This window comes from Modestobacter italicus (assembly GCF_000306785.1).
In the GTDB taxonomy this organism is placed as follows: Bacteria; Actinomycetota; Actinomycetes; order Mycobacteriales; family Geodermatophilaceae; genus Modestobacter; species Modestobacter italicus.
On record NC_017955.1, the window covers coordinates 5535141 to 5553012 of the forward strand.

The following is a 17872-nucleotide window of genomic DNA, read 5'->3' on the forward strand; positions in this document are numbered from 1 at the left end:
GCCGCGCGATGATGGGCGGGTGGTGGAGCAGAGCGCCTGGGCGCGGATGAGCACCGAGGACCCCGGCCACTCGGCCGCCTACGTCGACCGGTTCCGCCGGCTCGCGGCGCAGGGCGTCGACCTGGCCGGTGAGGCCCGGCTGGTCGACGCGATGCTGCCGCGCGGCTCCCGGGTGCTGGACGCCGGCTGCGGGCCCGGCCGGGTCGGCGGCTGGCTGGCCGGCGTCGGGCACACCGTCGTCGGTGTCGACGGCGACCCGGTGCTGATCGCCGCCGCGGAGGCCGACCACCCCGGCCCGCGGTGGCTCGTCGGCGACCTCGCCGAGCTCGACCTCGGCGAGGAGTTCGACGCGGTCGTCTGCGCGGGCAACGTCATGACGTTCCTGGCCCCGAGCACCCGGGGCGAGGTGCTGCGCAGGTTCCGCGGGCACCTCGCCCCCGGTGGCCGGGCGGCCATCGGCTTCGGCGCCGGCCGCGGCTACCCGTTCGAGGAGTTCCTGGACGACGCCCGGGGCGCCGGGCTGGAGGTCGACGTCCTGCTCTCGACGTGGGACCTCCGCCCGTACACCCCGGACGCCGACTTCCTGGTCGCCGTCCTCAGCCGGGGCTGACCGTCAGGGCCGGGTCGCCGGCTGGGCGAAGTTCAGCGGCAGCAGCACCGCCGGGTCGCTGATCGGCACCTCCCACACCTCGCCCGCGCCGTCGGGGTCGACGACCTCGCCCCGGCCCAGGAACGCCGCGACCTGCGCCTGGCCCTGGGCCGCCGCCGGGAGCAGCAGGTTGAGCAGGAACGAGTGCGGGTTGTTCGCCGCGTTCGCCGTCCTGTCGTTGCGGTAGAGGCTGGTCCGCGACCACAGGTCCCCGGCCGCGATCACCGTGTAGGCCGTCGGGTTGGCCACCGTCTGGTCGCCGAAGGCGACCTGGAACAGCGCCCGCTCCGGCTCGATCAGCGGGGCGAACGTCTCCGGGCTGCCCGACCGGGACAGCCAGGTCGTGCGGGCCAGGTACTCCTGGACGGCCACGGCGCCCGGCACGGTGACCGTCACCGGCCCCTCGCCGCGCAGCGGCAGCTGTTCCTGGAACAGGTTGCGGGTCGGGTCGGTGCTGTTGAGCAGACCGGCCGCCTGCAGGACCGCGGTCAGGAGCGGCCGGAAGGACGGCGACAACCGGGAGATCTCGGAGATCGGGCCGCCGGCCACGTTGAGCACCGACCGGGTGACGGCCGGGTCGGCGCCGGTGAGCATGGTGCCGTAGATGCCGCCGAAGCTCTGGCCGAAGTAGGTGACGTCGTCCCCGGAGAGGTCCGGCGTCCCGTCGGCGTCGACGTCCGTGCCGCCGACCGAGCGGATGAGCGTCATGACGTCCGCCGCGGTCTGCCGCAGGGCGTCCCGGGAGGACTGGGCCGTCGCGGCACCGGTGGCCGAGGAACCCTCGGTGCTGGTGATCTGGCCGTTGCCGTCCTGGTCGACCCCGCGGCCGTAGGAGGGCAGCGTGGTCGTCGTGCCGCCGCTGGTGATCGTGTAGGAGCTGCCGGGGCCGTACCCGTGACCGACGACGTTGGTGCCGATGGTCGCGATGCCCTGCTGGCTGTTGGCGACCGCGGCGAGCAGGACGTTGGTGTCGTTGGCCGTGAAGCCGTGCCCGAACACCGCCACCGGCCAGCCGCCCGGCGGCGGGGTGCCGGCGGGCAGCACCGCGACGACGGGCAGCCGCTGCGGGCCCACCGGCGCCGGGCCGGCGTCCGCGGTCGGCGTCTGGTCGATCGTCACGTCGGGCTGCAGCCAGCTGGGGGCCAGGTAGGAGCCGAAGACCAGGGTGCCGCCGGTGGCGGCCTGGGGCACCACGACGGGCGCCGTCACTTCGGTGGCGCCCTGGTCCTGCGTCCAGGTCACGGTCGTGCCGGCGGCCGGGAAGGTGCCCTCCACCTGCAGCCCCGGTGCGGTGATGCCGGCGGCGGCGAAGGCGCTGCCGCTGTCGAGCTGGCGCCGGAGGTCGAGCAGGCCGTCGGTGGCGCTCATCGTGGTGAACCGGTCCTGGGCCGCCGCATTGCCCGGGCCGCCCTGCACCTTCAACCGGTAGGTGGTGCCGGGGGCGAGCTGCTCGGCCGGGTGGGCGTAGAGGGTGTTCGTGGCCGGGTCCCACACGACGCGGTCCACGCCGGTGCGCCAGCCGCCGTGCTCCTCCTTGACCGAGATCCGCGCGGCGGCCTCGGCCGGGTCCACCGGCCGGCTGAACTGCACCGCGATGCGCGGGTCCAGGTCGAAGCCGTCGAGCTGGTCGAGCTCCTGCACCAGTCCGCAGCTGATCGGGGCCCCGCAGCCGGTGGTCGGCAGCGCGACCCGGCGGCCGGTCAGCTGGCCGGGGTCGGCGACGGTGAGGTCGTCGCTGGGGAAGAGCGACAGCGGCACGGCCTTGCCCGGGCCCGGGTGGGCGAGGGCGGCGGGTGCGGCGGCGGCGAGGCCGGTGGTGAGGGCGAGCGTGCCCACGAGGGCAGCGGTCGACCGTCGCCAGGACAGTGGCGTCACGGGATCTCCATTGATCGGGGACCTCTGTCTAGCCCCGGGTGACCCGGCTCACAACCCACACCCAGGGATGGGAGGGTGCGGCATGAGCTACCTCCCGGACCCCGCCGTGTTCTCCCGGCGGGACGGCCAGCCGTCGGCCGGGCGCACCCGGTTCGTCGCGACCGGCACGCAGACCCGCGGCGACTTCGGCCTGTTCGAGATGACCATGGCGCCGGGCGGCAGCGGACCCGGGCCGCACCTGCACCGCACGTTCAGCGAGTCCTTCCACGTACTGGAGGGCTCGCTGGCCGTGCTGGCGGGGGAGGAGTGGACGACGGCGCACGCCGGTGACCTGGTGTACGTGCCGCGCTCGGGCGTGCACGGCTTCCGCGCGGCCGGTCCGGACGTCGGGGCGCGCTTCCTCATCCTGTTCACCCCGGGCATCCCGCGCGAGGACTACTTCACCGGCCTGCACGAGCTGACGACCGGCGGACGCACGCCGACGACGGCGGAGATCGACGCCTTCGCGCTGCGGCACGACCAGTTGAACCTGCGCGACTGACTCACTCGCAGGCGATGCCGTCCCCGTCGCCGTCCATGCGGTCGGACCAGCCGGGGTCGCCGCGGTGCAGCGGCGCCGCGCCCGCGGCGCGGGCGGCGGCGCAGTCGGCGTAGGGCGCCGGCGTTCCCGCGGGAACGTCGGCCGGGGCCGGGGCCGGGGTCTGGGCGGGGGTGGGGACGGGTTCACCGGGGCAGTCGGCCAGGACGCCGGCGATCGCGTCGTGCTCGGCCTGGGTGACCCAGAGGCCGTAGGCGGCCTTCACGGCGACCTGGCGGGCCACGTAGGCGCAGCGGTAGCCGCGCTCGGGCGGCAGCCAGGTGGCCGCGTCGCCGTCGCCCTTCTGCCGGTTGGCGGAGTAGTCGACGGCGAGCAGGTTGAGCGGGTCGTTGGCCAGCGCGGTGCGCCGGGCGACGTCCCAGCGGCCGGCCCCGGTCTGCCAGGCGTCACCGAGGGCCACCACGTGGTCGATGTCGACGCTGCTGCCGTCGCCCTTGACGAAGTCGATCGTCCGGCCGGTGTACGGGTCGGCGAGGGTGCCGCTGACGACGACGCAGTTCCGGGTGCCGGGCTTGACGGCCTCGTCGGTCAGGTCCCGGGCCAGGACGTCGTTGCGGGTGTCGCAGCCGTTGCGGTCGACGTCGGCCCATGCTGAGCCGAACTGGTCGCGGTCGTAGCCGGTCTTCGGCGCCCTGCCCTTGACCGCCAGGGTGGCGAGGACGTCGGCTGCTGCCCGGCCGTCGGCCGGTGCGCTGGCCTGCGCCTGGTGCGCGGCCTCGGAGACGGCATCGGCCGGGGCGTCAGCGGCGGGCGAGGTGCTGCCCAGCTGCCCGGGCTCGCAGGCCGCGGTGCCGAGCACGGCCAGCACGGCCAGTGCGGCGTAGCGGTGTTTCACGTGGAGCCCCCGGGGAAGTCGGAACCCCGACGCTAGGTGCGGGACCGCTCTTCCCCGGGGACCTCACCGGACGTGTCGCCGCTCGCGCGGCGGTGGTGCGGGGCGGGGTCAGCCCTTGCCGTGGCCCTTGCCCTTGCCACCGGCGGCCGGGACGGCGGCGCTGTCCTCGACCGAGGCGTCCTCGTCGGTGGCGTCCTCCGCGCTGTCGCCGCCCTTGCCGGCGTTGCTGCGGGCGACCTCGGAGACGGCCTTGCCGTGGTCCCGACCGACCACAGACTTGTCGTGGGCGACCTCGGAGACGGCCTGGCCGTGGTTGGCCGGGGCCGCGGGCTCCTCGACCTCCGGCGCCTCGGGCGCCTCGGGCGCCTCGGGGGTCTCGACCTCGGGCGCCTCGGGGGTCTCGACCACCGGGGCCTCCTCGACGGGAGCCTCCTCGACGGGGGGCTCCTCCACCGGGATCTCGCCCGCCGGGGGCTCCTCCACCGGGGCCTCATCGATCGGCGCCCCCTCGACCGGCGTCTCGTCCACCGGCGTCTCGTCCACCGGCGCCTCGTCCACCGGGGCCTCCTCGACCGGCGCCTCGACCTCGGGGGTCTCGGGGCTGGTGATGGTGGTGCCGTCCGAGGCCGGCTCGACCGCCTGGGCGATGCCCGCGGTGCCACCACCCACGACTGCCAGGGCGACGGCGCCGACAGCGACCTTCCCGGCGAGTCCGGCGGGGACGACCTTGGCGAGGAGGGCGGGGAAGGTGGTGAACAGTGCGGGCACGGCGGGCTCCTGGTTCGGAGGGGAACAACGTCCCGGTGGTTCTCGGCGGCCCGCCGCCCGCGCTTGAGCCGGTCCACCCGATCAGGCGAACGACCGGTCCACGGAGGAGTCAGTTCGCCATGTCGACGAACCGGCTGTAGTGGCCCTGGAAGGCGACGGTGACGTTCGCGGTCGGGCCGTTGCGGTGCTTGACCAGCATGATGTCGGCCTCGCCGGCCCGCGGGGACTCCTTCTCGTACATGTCCTCGCGGTGGATCATCATCACCATGTCGGCGTCCTGCTCGATCGAGCCGGACTCACGGAGGTCGGACAGCATCGGCTTCTTGTCCTGACGCTGCTCGGACCCGCGGTTCAGCTGGCTCATCGCGATGACCGGGAGCTCGAGCTCCTTGGCCAGCAGCTTCAGCGCACGGGAGAACTCCGAGACCTCCTGCTGGCGGCTCTCGACCTTCTTGCCCGAGGTCATCAGCTGGAGGTAGTCGATGACGATCAGCTTGAGGTCGTTGCGCTGCTTGAGCCGCCGCGCCTTGGCCCGGATCTCCATCATCGTCATGTTCGGTGAGTCGTCGATGTAGAGCGGTGCGTCGGCGATCTCGCCCATCCGGCGGGCCAGCTTCGACCAGTCCTCGTCGGACAGCGAACCGGCGCGCATGTGGTGCAGCGGCACCTTCGCCTCGGCCGACAGCAGACGCATGGTGATCTCGTGCTTGCTCATCTCGAGCGAGAAGATCGCCGCGGGCAGGTGGTGCTTCACCGTGGCCGACCGGGCGATGTCGAGGCCGAGGGTCGAGTTGTGGGTCGGGATGAAGCTGCGGCCGGCGAGGAAGAGGTGGTCCTCGGCGTCGACCTGGATGCACCGCACCGGCACGCTCGCGATGGGCCGGACCTCCGTGACGAACCGGACGCCGCGCGCGGTGAACGTGCGGGCACCGCGCTCCTTGTGCAGCAGCTTCTTGCGCTCGAGCCGGAAGACCTCGTCGTCGGTGCTGAAGGTCAGCGTGAAGCAGGTGGAGGACGCCTCGCTGCGGCCGGCCACCCGCTTGCGGCTCATCCGCACCCGGTGGCCGAGGCCGGCGATCAGCTCCCGGACGTCCTCGGCCAGCCGCTGGTTGGTGACGGCGAACTGGACGACGCCGCTGGCCGCCACCGTCCCGTCGGTGTCGAGCAGACCCGCGAGCAGCGCCCGCCGCTGGCCCACGGAGGCGCGCAGGTAGCTGGTGGGGACGTGCTTGTCATCGAGCACCCCCAGCGACCGCAGCAGGCCGGTGACGGTGCCGTGATCGGCCCGGCAGGAGGCGCACTGCACGAGCCCGGAGGAGGGCCCACCGCAGTCCGGGCAGGTCGCGCTGAGGCCCACCCCGCCGGCGGCGCGGAGCTTGCCCCCGCACGTCTTGCCGCAGGTCTGCACCTGCGACGTCCTCGGCACGAACAGCTCGCCGCACATCGGGCACGGGCGGGCGGCGACCGCGCCCCGGTTCGGCAGCCGCATCACGTAGCGGAGCTCGGCGGACGTGCGCTCGACGACCAGGCCGTCGCCCTCGATGTAGGCGGCGATCTCCGGGTCGGCGCTGGTGAAGTGCGCGCTGGCCGAGGTGCCGTCGCCGAGCCAGACACCCAGCGCGTAGGGCGGCAGCGGCAGCGCCGCCTCCGGCAGCTCGAGCGGGGCGGCGTTGGTGACCGAGTGGTTGAGCCGGGCGTCGGCGGTCTCGCAGCGGACCGTGCGCGCCAGCTCCTCCGTGGTGCGCACGGCGGCGCTCACCCGGGGAGCACCACCGCGCACCCGCGCCTCCTGCGCGGCCCGGCGGCTCGCCCGGGTGTCGGTGAGCCACTGGTGCTGGGCGTCGGCGACGATCACCGAGCCGTCGGAGAAGTGGACCTCGTAGCAGGGCCGCCCGGTCATCACCTCGGTGGCGGCGACGACCGTGGTGGGCCGGCCGTCGGCGCCGATGACCTCGTCGCCGACCGTGACCTCGCCCATCGTCGTCCAGCCGTGCGGCGTGGCCACCGGGGTGTCCAGCGCGAGCGCCTTCCCGACACCGGGTCGCGCCGCGATGACGATCATCTGGCCGGCCTGCAGGCCGTTGGTGAGCTCGTCGAGGTCGCGGATGCCGGTCGGGACGCCGCGGCTCACGCCGCCGCGGGAGGCGATCGCGTCCAGCTCGTCCATGGTGGGCTGCAGGACGTCGGCGAGGCGCGAGTAGTCCTCGCTCATCCGCTTCTCGGTGACGTCGTAGATCTCCTGCTGGGCGCGGTCGACGATGTCGTCGACGTCGCCCTTGCCGCCGGCAGCGCCGTAGCCCAGCTGCACGACGCGGGTGCCGGCCTCGACCAGCCGGCGGAGCACGGCCTGCTCGGACACGATCGCGGCGTAGTACCCGGCGTTCGCCGCGGTGGGCGTGGAGGCGATGAGCGTGTGCAGGTAGACCGCGCCGCCCATCTTCGACAGCTGGTCGGTGCGGTTCAGCTCGGCGGCGACGGTGATGGCGTCGGCGGGCTCGCCCCGCCCGTACAGGTCGAGGATGACGTCGAAGACGACCTGGTGCGCCGGCCGGTAGAAGTCCGCGCCGTGCAGGACCTCCACGACGTCGGCGATCGCGTCCTTGCTCATCAGCATGCCGCCGAGGACCGACTGCTCGGCTGCGACGTCCTGAGGGGGCTGCCGGTCGTACTCCGGAGCCGCGGCCCTCGGCCTGCTGATGTCGTCGACGACCGCCACGCTGGGTTCCCCTTGCTCTTCGCGTCCAGTTCGAACAACTGTTCGCACAACAGCTACCACCGGGCGCTGACACTTCGCGCCCGGCGGTGGCTGGGGATGACGGTAGGAACCGCGGAGGGGGTCCGTCCAACACCGCTGTGCACGCCGATCTGCACAACTTGTGGACAAGTCGGTGGACAGAGCCGGTCACCGTGTGGAGACCGCGGGGGACGCACGCCCGTCGTGTCCCCGCCACCGGCCCGTCACCTGCGATCAGGCCTCTCCCGGGGTGTGGACAGGAGAAAGTCGGCCCGTCGTCGACGATCCGTACGCCCGGGCGTGTCGCGGAGTCCCCGCAGGTCACACGCGTCACGCCGGGTCGGCCGGGTCGGACGTGACGCGCCGCACCCGGCCCACGGCGGCGCCGGGCGGCCACGCCCGGGCGGGACGTCCGTTCACCCGCCGTCCGCCTGCCGGAGTCGACACGGCGGGACGGTCACCGTGCCCCGGGAACGCCACGAGGGGCGCCGGACCGGAGTCCGACGCCCCTCGTGGGGACTGCGCTGTGGATCAGCCGGCGACGACGTCCAGGGTGACCGGGACGGAGACCTCCGGGTGCACCCGCACCGTGACGGTGTGGGTGCCGACGCTCTTGATGCTGCTGGGCAGCTCGATCCGGCGGCGGTCGAGCTCCGGGCCGCCGGCCGCGGTGACCGCAGCGGCGACGTCGGCGGTGGTGATCCGCCCGAACAGGCGGCCACCGTCACCCGAGCGGGCGGGCAGCGTCACGGTGAGACCGGACAGACGGGCGGCCACGGCCTGCGCCTCCTCGAGGGAGCGCACGTCGCGGGCCGCACGGGCCCGGCGCAGGCTGGTGACCTGCTTCTCGGCACCCCGGGTGGACACGATGGCCAGCCCGCGGGGCAGGAGGTAGTTGCGGGCGTACCCGCCCTTCACCTCGACGGTGTCCCCGGCGGAACCGAGGCCGGTGACCTCCTGGGTCAGGATCAGCTTCGATGCACTCATGATCAGCGCGCCGTCGAGGTGTAGGGCAGCAGGGCCATCTCGCGGCTGTTCTTCACGGCCACGGCGACGTCACGCTGGTGCTGGCTGCAGTTGCCGCTGACGCGGCGGGCACGGATCTTGCCGCGGTCGGAGATGAACTTCCGCAGCAGGGTCGTGTCCTTGTAGTCGATGTAGGTCGCCTTGTCCTTGCAGAACTGGCAGACCTTCTTCTTGACCTTGCGGATGGGGGGCTTGGGCACTGGGGTTCTCCAGAGATCAGTTCAGGGAGAGAGGATCAGAAGGGGGGCTCGTCGGACGACGCCGGCGGGGTCGACCAGGGGTCGCTGGCCCCGCCGCCGGAGAAGCCGCCGCCGCCACCGCCGTTGCCGCCGCCGCCGAAGCCGCCACCACCGCCGCCGCCCTCACTGCGGGCGGCGCGGGTGACCTTGGCCGTGGCGTAGCGGAGCGAGGGGCCGATCTCGTCGACCTCGAGCTCGATGACGGTGCGCTTCTCGCCTTCCTTCGTGTCGAAGGAACGCTGCTTCAGCCGGCCGGAGACGATGACCCGCGAGCCGCGGGTGAGCGACTCGGCGACGTTCTCCGCCGCCTGGCGCCACACGTTGCAGCGGAGGAACAGCGCCTCGCCGTCCTTCCACTCCTGCGACTGGCGGTCGAAGGTGCGGGGCGTCGAGGCCACGGTGAAGTTGGCGACGGCTGCGCCGGACGGCGTGAACCGCAGTTCCGGGTCGGCCGTGAGGTTGCCGATGACGGTGATGACGGTCTCGCCGGCCATGGTCAGTGCGCCTCGGGCCGCATCAGCTTGGTGCGCAGGACCGACTCGTTCAGGTTGAGCTGGCGGTCCAGCTCGGCGACCGCGGCGGGCTCGGCGCTGATGTCGACGATGGCGTAGATGCCCTCGACGTTCTTCTTGATCTCGTAGGACAGCCGACGGCGGCCCCAGATCTCGGTCTTGACGGTGCCACCGGAGTTGGTGACGACGGTCAGGAATCGGTCCAGGCTGGGAGCGATGGTCCGCTCCTCGAGCTCGGGATCGAGGATGATCATCAGTTCGTAGTGACGCACGGAGAACCCCACCTCCTCTGGTCTCAGCGGCCGCAGTACATCTGCAGCAGGAGGGTCGTACACGCGTCGCACGCCCCGGCGAGAGCCCGCGGGAGCGGGATCGGACGGGACGCGCACCGATCAGGCTACCAGCGGCGGTCGGTAGGGTCGCCCGGGTGGCTGACCAGCTGATCGGCGTGCACGTCGGACCGGGCCTGACCGAGGACAACGAGCTCGACGCCGGCGGCCCGCTGGCCCGCGCGGCGGAGGTGGACGCCGACGCCGTCCAGGTGTTCCTGGCCGACCCGCAGGGCTGGAAGAAGCCGTTGCCCCGCCCGGACGCCGAGGCGCTGCTCGGCTCCGACGTCGCCGTCTTCGTGCACGCGCCGTACATCGTCAACGTCGCCTCGACGAACAACCGGATCCGCATCCCCAGCCGCAAGCTGCTCGGCCAGCACGCGGCCGCCTCTGCCGCGATCGGGGCGGCCGGCATGGTCGTGCACGGCGGCCACGTGCTGGCCAAGGACGACCCGGCCGCGGGCGTGGACAACTGGCGCAAGACCTTCGCCCGGCAGGCCGAGGACGGCGGCTTCGGGATCCCGGTGCTCATCGAGAACACCGCCGGCGGCGACAACGCGATGGCCCGCGAGCTCGAGGCCGTCGCCCGGCTGTGGGAGGCCGTGGGCGAGTTCGGGGCGGGCTTCGTGCTCGACACCTGCCACGCCTGGGCCGCCGGCTGGGACCTGACCCGGGTGGTGGACGACGTCCGGGCCGTCACCGGGCGGATCGACCTGGTGCACCTCAACAACAGCCGCGACCCCGCCGGCTCCGGCCGGGACCGGCACGCGCCGCTGGGCGCGGGGGAGATCCCGCTGGAGCTGCTGGTCGGCGTCGCCCGCGCCGCCGGGGCGCCGGTCGTGCTGGAGACGCCCGGCGACGCCGCCGGTCACGCCGAGGAGATCTCGCTGCTGCGGGAGGCGCTGGCCGGCTGACGCCGGCGGCGCAGCGTCACCACATCCGGGGCGCCGTCGAGGAAGCCACCGGCGGGGTCGTCGGTGCCGGGCCAGCTGCGGCGCACCAGGTCGGTGTCGGGGTGCCAGATCTCGTGCACGACCAGCGCCATGAGCAGCAGCAGGGCGGCGTCCCGCAGGCCGACGGCGAGGTAGAACCACTCGACGTCCACACCCCGGTTGTCCGCGCCGAGGTAGTACAGCATCGTCATCGTCCAGACCAGCGCCTCGGTCGCCTGCCACAGCAGCAGCGAGCGCCAGCGCGGCCGGGCCAGCACCGCCAGCGGGAGCAGCCACAGCGCGTACTGCGGGCTGTACACCTTGTTCACCAGCAGGAACGCGGCGACCAGCAGGAACGCCAGCTGCGGCAGCCGCGGCCGCAGCGGTGCCGCCAGCGCCAGCCAGGCGACCCCGGCCGCGCAGAGCACCAGCAGCACGGCGACGGTCGCGTTGAGCACCGTCGGGCTCTCGCCCTCGGCCAGCGGCCCGTCGAGGAAGCCGGGGAACCAGTGCAGCGCGATCGCCCAGATGCTCTCCGGGTTCGCCGGGCGGGTGCCGTTCAGCTCGAAGAAGCGGGCCCAGTTCTCCGGCGCCAGGACGGCGATGGGCAGGTCGACCACCAGCCAGGCCAGCCCCGCGGTGACCGCCGTCGTCCACCACGGCCGGAGCCGGCCGGCCCGCAGGCACAGCACGAGCAGCACGCCGAGGACCAGCACCGGGTAGAGCTTCGCCGCGATCCCCAGCCCGAGGAGCACCCCGGCGACCACCGGGCGCTGCCGGGCCCAGGCCCACATGCCCAGCGTGGTCAGCGCGACCGCGAGCAGGTCCCAGTTGGTGAAGGCGTAGAAGAGCAGCACGGGGGAGAGGCCGACCATGGCGGCGTCCCACGGCCGGCGACCGGTCAGCCCGAGCACGCCGCGGGTGACGACCAGCGCCAGCACCGACAGCAGCAGGCAGGTGACGACGTAGTAGGTCTGCACCGGCACCGAGTCCGGCAGCAGCCCGCTGCCGGCGGCCAGCCCGTCGTACCCCCGGGCGACCACCGCCGCCAGCTGCATCAGCCCGCCGCTGAGCACCGGGTACTCGACCGCGGAGTCCAGGTAGGGCACCTCGCCGGCGGCCAGGCCGTGGATGCCGAACAGCGGGACGGCGTCGTTGTAGCAGAGGTGCGTGTACTGCTTGGACCCGCTCCAGTCGCCGTCCGCGCAGGGTGCCTGCTTGGCCCAGGCGACGCTCAGCACCAGCACGGTGAACAGCAGGCAGACCCGCAGCGGCGTCCAGAACAGCGCCCGCCCGGTCACCGCGTGCCGGCCCCACGGGCCGCCCACCGCCTCGCTGGCCTGGACGGCGACCGGGTCGGTCCAGGTCGGGACGACGCGGTCGGGCCAGGGCGGTGCGGCCACCTGCGGCGGGGAGGACACCTCGGGCCCGCCCCCCGGCTGGTCGGCCGGGACGGACGGGCCCGTCGGTGTCGCGCTCACTGCATCAGTCTGCCTGCCGGCGGCTCACCGGTTGGACTGCGTCGGGATCGGCACGCCCCCCGGCGTGGTCGGCACCGGGTCCACCGGTGACGGCGAGGTGTCGGTCACCGGGGGCTCCTCGCTCTGCGTCGGCGGGGTCGGCCGGTTGAACGACGGTGTCGGCCGGCTGTAGGACGGCGTGGAGGTCGTCGTCTGCCGCGGCGCCTGGCTGGTCGTCGCGGGCGCCTGGGCGGTGGTGGTGGGCGCCGGTGCCTGGGTGGTCTCCGCGGCGACGCCCTTGCCGGTGTCGCCCTTGATGATCGCCTTGGTCGGCAGCGGCTCCTCGGGGGTGCCGTCGAGCACGGTGTCCATGAACTCCTGCCAGATCTGCCCCGGCAGGCCGGACCCGTAGATGATCTTGCCCTGCACGTTGGTGATGGGGGCGAGACCCTGGCTGCCCATCCACACCGCGGTGGAGATCGACGGGGTGTAGCCGACCATCCAGGCGTCGGAGTTGTCGGTGGCGTTCAGCCCCTGGGTGCCGGTCTTGCTGGCCACGGGCCGGTTGCCGTCGAGCGGGCGCTTGGAGTACGCGGCGACCCCCTCGAGCGCGAAGGTGGTGTCGCTGGCGACGTCGGCCGGGATGACCTGCTGGGCGGTCTCGCTGCCGTCGACCGACTTGAGCACCGTGCCCTCGCCGTCGGCGACCTGGGCGACGAAGTGCCGCTGGTGGTAGACGCCACCGGCGGCGAGGGTGGCGAAGCCGACGGCCTGGTCGATCGGCCGCACCTCGTACTCACCGATCCCGATCGCGCTGCCGGTCTGCCCGTTCTCCGGGCTGGCCAGCGACGTCTTGCCGCGCAGCGCCTCGGGCACCGACGGGCTGTCGGGCCACTGGTCGCCGATGCCCATCGCCGCCCGGGCCGTCTCGGCGACCTTCGCCGGTCCGACCTCGTAGGCCAGGCCGTAGAAGGTGGTGTTCAGCGAGCGGGTGATCGCCTCCCGCAGGGTGCACGCCGCGCACTGGGCGTTGCCGGAGTTGACCACCGGCTTGGTGCGGTCCTTGAACGTCTGCGGCGAGCTGCCGTCCCGCCGCGCGTCGACGCTGATCCCCTCGCTGAGGGCGGTGGCCAGCGTGTACGGCTTGAACGACGACCCCGGCTGCTTGTAGGCCTGGGCGTAGTCGGTCGTGTCGGCGTTGGGGTCCTCGCTGGTGCGCGCCGCGTTGCCGTAGTAGGCCAGCACGCCGCCGGTCCGGGGGTCGACCGAGACGAGCGCTTCGCGCAGCAGCCCGACGTCCTCGCCCTCCATCACGTCGTTGACCGAGGCGACCGCGGCGTCCTGGTAGCGCTTGTCCACCGTGGTCGTGACCCGCAGGCCCTGGGTCTCCACGTCGGTGTAGCCGTAGGACGAGCCCTCGAGCTCGGCGAGCACCTGGTCGACGATGAGCCCCTCGGGGCCCGAGGGGATGCCCAGGCCGGCACCGTCGTCGGGGAGCGCGACCGGGTACTGCGCGGCCGCCCGCGCGGCGGAGTCGAACCAGCCCTGCTCGACCATGGCGTCCAGGACCCTGCCCCAGCGGTCCTGCGCCTCCTCGGGGTTGGACTCCGGGTCGTAGTAGTTCGGGCTGCGCACCAGCACGGCCAGGACGGCGCCCTGCTCGGCGGTGAGGTCGGCGGCCTTGACGCCGAAGTAGGTCTCCGCCGCCGCCTCGATGCCGTACGCGCCGCGGCCGAAGTAGATGGTGTTCAGGTAGTTCTCCAGGATCTCGTCCTTGGAGTACTCGTTGTCCAGCTTGATGGAGAGGAAGAGCTCCTTGAACTTGCGGCTGAACGTCTGGTCCGAGCTCAGGAACGCGTTCTTCACGTACTGCTGGGTGATCGTCGAGCCACCCTGGGTGGAGCCGCCGGTCAGGTTGTTCCACGCCGCCCGGACGATGCCGGTGAAGGAGATGCCCGGGTCGTTGTAGAAGTTCCGGTTCTCCGCCGCCAGGATCGCGTTCCGCGCGGGCTCCGAGACCTGGTCCAGGCCGACCTCGATCCGGTTCTCGCTGCCCAGCCGGGCCATCTCGGTGACGCCGTCGGAGTAGTAGACGATCGTCGTCTGCTGGTTGGTCACCGACTCCGGCGTCGGGACGTCGGTCGAGGCGTACACCACGCCGACGAAGACGCCGAGCAGCACCAGCGAGCTCACGAACAACCCGACGAGGACCTTCAGCCAGCGACGCCGCCGCTGCTTGCCGGTGCGCTTCTTCTTCCCGCCACCCGGCGGCCTGCCGCGGCCGCTGCCGCTGCCACCGGGCCGGTTGCCGCCCGTGGGCGGCTTCGCCGGGGGACGGCCACCGCCGCCGCCACCGGCGGGGCGGGCCGGGGAGGAGGCGCGGGCCCGGCCGCCGGCCGCCGGCCGGCGTGCGGCGCCGGCCCCGCTGCTCCCGGACCCGGCGCTGCGGGCCTGCGGTGGGCGGCGGCCCGAGCCGGCGGAGCCGACCCGGGCGGTCTGGTCGTGGGGAGGCACGCGGTGGCCCCTTCCTGCAGTCGTGGGGGGCGGACCGCGACGTGGTCGCAGGCCAGCCCCCGGGGTGACGTCTTCAGCTGTGTGCGCAGCGGGCAGGCGGCGGCGCACGGCCGGCAGCGACTACTCGGTCGCCGCCCGGCGGCGGGTCCTGCGTGGTGCGCGACCCGGGACCGGTTCGGCGCCCAGGACGTAGGAGGTGACGAGGTGGTTCCAGCCGCAGCCGCGGCACACCTCGACGGTGTACACGGCGAACTCGTCCTGCGCGGCGTCCATCCGGGCCAGCTCGCGCCCGGTCTTCGCCTGACCCGACACCGGCCCGAGCCCGTCACCGTAGACGTAGCTGACCAGGGCCAGCCGCTCCCGGCGGCAGATCGGGCACGGGGAGTCGGTCGGCTCACCGTGGTACTTCGCCGCCCGGGAGAGGTACGGGCTGGCGTCGCACACCTCGAACAGACCGGTCCGCCCGGCGTGCACCTCGGCCAGCAGCGCGCGCCTCTGCAGCGCGTAGTCCACCACCGACCGTCGTCCGGGCACGGCGCCAATGTACGCAACGGAGCCCTGCTGGTGACCCTCTCCGGATGTCGACACGGGGCTCCTGGGGCGGGCGTGAGCTGCCCGCCCCTGCTGTGCGCACTGCTGCGCCCGGATGTATCGTACCGATACATCGATCCGGCGACAGCCGAGTGACCAGGAGGTGGCGCCGTGCTGGAGTTCGCCATCCTGGGGCTGCTGCAGCAGTCGCCCATGCACGGCTACGAGCTGCGCAAGGAGCTCGCCGCCGTGCTCGGCGGCCTCCGGTCGATCTCCTACGGGTCGCTCTACCCGGCGCTCAAGCGGATGCAGGCCGCCGGGCTGATCGCCAGCGACGACCCGACCCCGCGCTCGCTGCTGCCGGCCGACGCCCCGGCGCTGACCGGGCGCCGCGGCAAGGTCGTGTACGCGATCACCGCCGAGGGCAAGGAGCGGTTCGCCGAGCTGGTCAGCTCGACCGGCCCGGAGGCCTACGACGACGAGGGCCGCTTCGGCGTCCACCTGGCGTTCTTCCGGCACACCGCCGCCGACGTCCGGCTGCGCATCCTCGAGGGCCGGCGGCGCACCGTCGAGCGGCAGCGCGACCGGCTCATGGACTCGCTGCGGCGCACCCAGGAGAAGCTCGACCGCTACACCCTCGAGCTGCAGCGCCACGGTCTGGACTCCGTCGACCGCGAGGTCCGCTGGCTCACCGAGCTGATCGACCACGAGAAGGACGACGCCCGCGCCGAGGCCGCCCGCGAGCAGCCCCCCGAGACCGCACCACCCCGCACCACCTGAGCTGCACCACCAGCACGAGATCAGCACACACAGTCCGGGCCCGGGAGGGCCCGCCGGAGGGAGACAGTCCATGGCATCGGTCAAGGTCGCCATCGTCGGCGTCGGCAACTGCGCCGCCTCGCTCGTCCAGGGGGTCGAGTACTACCGCGACGCGGACGAGTCCGCGTCGGTCCCCGGCCTCATGCACGTCCGGTTCGGCGACTACCACGTGTCCGACGTGGAGTTCGTCGCCGCGTTCGACGTCGACGCCAAGAAGGTCGGCCGCGACCTGTCCGAGGCCATCTTCGCCAGCGAGAACAACACCATCAAGATCTCCGACGTCCCGCCGCTGGGCGTGACCGTCCAGCGCGGCACCACCCTCGACGGGCTCGGCAAGTACTACCGCGAGATCGTCGAGGAGTCCGACGACGCCCCGGTCGACATGGTCACCGCGCTCCGCGAGTCCGGCGCCGATGTGCTGGTCTGCTACCTCCCGGTCGGCTCGCAGCAGGCGGCGGAGTTCTACGCCCAGGCCGCGATCGACGCGCAGGTCGCCTTCGTCAACGCCCTCCCGGTCTTCATCGCCGGCACCAAGGAGTGGGCGGACAAGTTCACCGCCGCCGGCGTGCCGATCGTCGGCGACGACATCAAGAGCCAGGTCGGCGCCACGATCACCCACCGCGTCCTGGCCAAGCTGTTCGAGGACCGCGGCGTGCAGCTGGACCGCACCATGCAGCTCAACGTCGGCGGCAACATGGACTTCAAGAACATGCTCGAGCGCGAGCGCCTGGAGTCCAAGAAGATCTCCAAGACCCAGTCGGTCACCAGCCAGGTCGACCGGGACATGGGCAAGGACAACGTGCACATCGGCCCGTCGGACCACGTGCCGTGGCTGTCGGACCGCAAGTGGGCCTACGTCCGCCTCGAGGGCCGCGCGTTCGGCGACGTCCCGCTGAGCCTGGAGTACAAGCTCGAGGTCTGGGACTCCCCGAACTCGGCCGGCATCATCATCGACGCCGTCCGGGCCGCGAAGATCGCCAAGGACCGCGGCATCGGCGGCCCGATCCTGTCGGCGTCCTCGTACTTCATGAAGAGCCCGCCGGTGCAGTACGACGACAGCGAGGCGCGTGACGCCGTCGAGGCGTTCATCCGCGGCGACATCGAGCGCTGAGTCACCCGCTGAGGGGCCCGGACCTGGTCGGTCCGGGCCCCTCAGCCGTTCCTCCTAGGCTCTCCGGCATGCGCTCACCCCGTCGTCCCGGTCCGGTCCGGCTGGTCGTGCTGGCGGCCGTCGCGGCGCTCGTCGCGGTGCTCGCCGGGTGCAGCGAGGACGACGCACCCGACCGGGCGCCCGGTGACCCGATCACCTCCGCCGAGGCCGACACGCTGGCCCAGGTGCTCTACGCCGACCGCCAGGCCGGCGGCGCCGACTTCGAGGTCAGCGCGCCCTACGCGGAGGGTGCCGTGCTCACCCTGACCGGCGAGGTCGACTTCAGCCGGGACACCGGCCGGGCGCAGGCGGTCACCACCTACGAGAACGGGCAGCCCGAGGAGACCCGGACGCTGTTCTTCAGCGAGACCGACCTGTGGCAGGGCGACGTCCCCGGCCTGGCCGACGCGCTCACCGCCGCAGGCCTGCCCGCGGCCACCTACGCCCGCCGCCCGCTCGTCACCAGCGGCTCGACCGGCACCGCCTCGCTGCTGGACGTGCTGGTGCAGATGGTGACCCGGCTGTCGGCGCGCGCGGCCGACGACCCGCGGTCCTTCGAGGCCTACACCTGGGCCGGCTCGCAGTCGGTGAACGGGGAGCTGGCATCGGTGTTCCGCAGCGGCACCGGCGCGGAGATCTCGGTGGCCGCGGACAGCGAGCTGCTGGTCCAGTACGTGACCGAGGTGCAGGACTTCCAGGTGACGATCACCCTCGCCGACCACGGGCCGCGGGACATCACGCTGCCGGCCGACACGGACACGGTGGACACCACGCAGCACCCGGACATCGCCGCGGCGCTGGGGATCTGAGACGAAGCAGGAGGGGGCGGCCTCTTCCCCAGGTCGCCCCCTCCTGTGCCTCTTTCCTACCAGCTCCGGGCGCTCGGGACCAGCGACACGCA

At 73.2% G+C, this 17872-nt stretch carries 17 protein-coding genes; 6 read left to right on the forward strand and 11 right to left on the reverse strand.

The features are described 5' to 3' along the window. The first annotated feature begins 19 nt into the window (after positions 1–19). The gene (locus MODMU_RS26335) at positions 20–610 is read left to right on the forward strand and encodes a class I SAM-dependent methyltransferase (RefSeq protein WP_014743482.1); all 591 of its coding nucleotides are present in this window, start codon (positions 20–22) and stop codon (positions 608–610) included. A gap of 3 nt (positions 611–613) precedes the next feature. Here MODMU_RS26335 and MODMU_RS26340 read toward each other — a convergent pair whose 3' ends face one another. Then, a complete protein-coding gene (locus tag MODMU_RS26340) occupies positions 614–2524 on the reverse strand; it encodes an Ig-like domain-containing protein (protein ID WP_014743483.1) in 1911 nt (636 codons plus the stop codon). A gap of 82 nt (positions 2525–2606) precedes the next feature. Between MODMU_RS26340 and MODMU_RS26345 the strand changes: the two genes are divergently transcribed. Further along, the gene (locus tag MODMU_RS26345; protein WP_014743484.1) at positions 2607–3065 is read left to right on the forward strand and encodes a cupin domain-containing protein; all 459 of its coding nucleotides are present in this window, start codon (positions 2607–2609) and stop codon (positions 3063–3065) included. Position 3066: 1 nt separating this feature from the next. Here the strand turns inward: MODMU_RS26345 and MODMU_RS26350 are convergent, their stop codons facing one another. The 7 genes from MODMU_RS26350 to rpsF form a co-directional block, all read right to left on the reverse strand. Further along, complete coding sequence (locus tag MODMU_RS26350) at positions 3067–3957, reverse strand: GmrSD restriction endonuclease domain-containing protein (protein WP_014743485.1); 891 nt, start codon at positions 3955–3957, stop codon at positions 3067–3069. Between the two features lie 108 nt (positions 3958–4065). Next, positions 4066–4725: a hypothetical protein gene (locus MODMU_RS27420; RefSeq protein ID WP_014743486.1), complete on the reverse strand. Its 660-nt coding sequence runs from the start codon at positions 4723–4725 to the stop codon at positions 4066–4068. A gap of 109 nt (positions 4726–4834) precedes the next feature. After that, positions 4835–7441 (reverse strand): replicative DNA helicase, encoded by a 2607-nt coding sequence (gene dnaB, locus MODMU_RS26360; RefSeq protein WP_014743487.1) that lies wholly within the window; start codon positions 7439–7441, stop codon positions 4835–4837. Positions 7442–7990: 549 nt separating this feature from the next. After that, entirely contained in the window at positions 7991–8446 is a 456-nt protein-coding gene (rplI, locus tag MODMU_RS26365; RefSeq protein WP_014743488.1) for a 50S ribosomal protein L9, read from the reverse strand. Between the two features lie 2 nt (positions 8447–8448). Then, on the reverse strand, positions 8449–8685 hold the full coding sequence (gene rpsR, locus MODMU_RS26370; protein WP_014743489.1) for a 30S ribosomal protein S18: 237 nt from the start codon (positions 8683–8685) through the stop codon (positions 8449–8451). 35 nt (positions 8686–8720) lie between these two features. Further along, a complete protein-coding gene (locus MODMU_RS26375) occupies positions 8721–9218 on the reverse strand; it encodes a single-stranded DNA-binding protein (protein ID WP_014743490.1) in 498 nt (165 codons plus the stop codon). A gap of 2 nt (positions 9219–9220) precedes the next feature. After that, complete coding sequence (gene rpsF, locus MODMU_RS26380) at positions 9221–9508, reverse strand: 30S ribosomal protein S6 (protein WP_014743491.1); 288 nt, start codon at positions 9506–9508, stop codon at positions 9221–9223. A gap of 155 nt (positions 9509–9663) precedes the next feature. On the opposite strand from rpsF, the gene MODMU_RS26385 reads away from it, so the two are divergent. Continuing rightward, positions 9664–10479 (forward strand): deoxyribonuclease IV, encoded by an 816-nt coding sequence (locus MODMU_RS26385; protein ID WP_014743492.1) that lies wholly within the window; start codon positions 9664–9666, stop codon positions 10477–10479. On the opposite strand, the gene MODMU_RS26390 is transcribed toward MODMU_RS26385, so the two are convergent. The 3 genes from MODMU_RS26390 to MODMU_RS26400 all read right to left on the reverse strand — a co-directional run bounded on the left by MODMU_RS26390 (position 10434) and on the right by MODMU_RS26400 (position 15005). Further along, positions 10434–11978, reverse strand: coding sequence for a glycosyltransferase family 87 protein (locus tag MODMU_RS26390; protein WP_051144089.1), 1545 nt, complete (start codon positions 11976–11978; stop codon positions 10434–10436). The two genes, MODMU_RS26385 and MODMU_RS26390, sit on opposite strands and share 46 nt — an antisense overlap. Positions 11979–12002: 24 nt before the next feature. Next, entirely contained in the window at positions 12003–14471 is a 2469-nt protein-coding gene (locus MODMU_RS26395; protein ID WP_014743494.1) for a transglycosylase domain-containing protein, read from the reverse strand. 120 nt (positions 14472–14591) lie between these two features. Continuing rightward, positions 14592–15005 (reverse strand): DUF5318 family protein, encoded by a 414-nt coding sequence (locus MODMU_RS26400; protein WP_197537368.1) that lies wholly within the window; start codon positions 15003–15005, stop codon positions 14592–14594. 168 nt (positions 15006–15173) lie between these two features. On the opposite strand from MODMU_RS26400, the gene MODMU_RS26405 reads away from it, so the two are divergent. The 3 genes from MODMU_RS26405 to MODMU_RS26415 all read left to right on the forward strand — a co-directional run bounded on the left by MODMU_RS26405 (position 15174) and on the right by MODMU_RS26415 (position 17780). Beyond that, positions 15174–15782 (forward strand): PadR family transcriptional regulator, encoded by a 609-nt coding sequence (locus MODMU_RS26405; RefSeq protein ID WP_014743496.1) that lies wholly within the window; start codon positions 15174–15176, stop codon positions 15780–15782. Positions 15783–15852: 70 nt separating this feature from the next. Then, the gene (locus MODMU_RS26410; RefSeq protein ID WP_014743497.1) at positions 15853–16932 is read left to right on the forward strand and encodes an inositol-3-phosphate synthase; all 1080 of its coding nucleotides are present in this window, start codon (positions 15853–15855) and stop codon (positions 16930–16932) included. 68 nt (positions 16933–17000) lie between these two features. Then, positions 17001–17780 (forward strand): hypothetical protein, encoded by a 780-nt coding sequence (locus MODMU_RS26415; protein ID WP_014743498.1) that lies wholly within the window; start codon positions 17001–17003, stop codon positions 17778–17780. Positions 17781–17872: the final 92 nt, after the last annotated feature.

What these genes read in the sequence shown, in the direction of transcription:
- MODMU_RS26345 (WP_014743484.1), top strand. Translation starts at nt 2,607, where the DNA reads ATGAGCTACCTCCCGGACCCCGCCGTGTTCTCCCGGCGGGACGGCCAG.
- rplI (WP_014743488.1), bottom strand. Translation starts at nt 8,446, where the DNA reads ATGAGTGCATCGAAGCTGATCCTGACCCAGGAGGTCACCGGCCTCGGT.
- MODMU_RS26375 (WP_014743490.1), bottom strand. Translation starts at nt 9,218, where the DNA reads ATGGCCGGCGAGACCGTCATCACCGTCATCGGCAACCTCACGGCCGAC.
- MODMU_RS26410 (WP_014743497.1), top strand. Translation starts at nt 15,853, where the DNA reads ATGGCATCGGTCAAGGTCGCCATCGTCGGCGTCGGCAACTGCGCCGCC.
- MODMU_RS26415 (WP_014743498.1), top strand. Translation starts at nt 17,001, where the DNA reads ATGCGCTCACCCCGTCGTCCCGGTCCGGTCCGGCTGGTCGTGCTGGCG.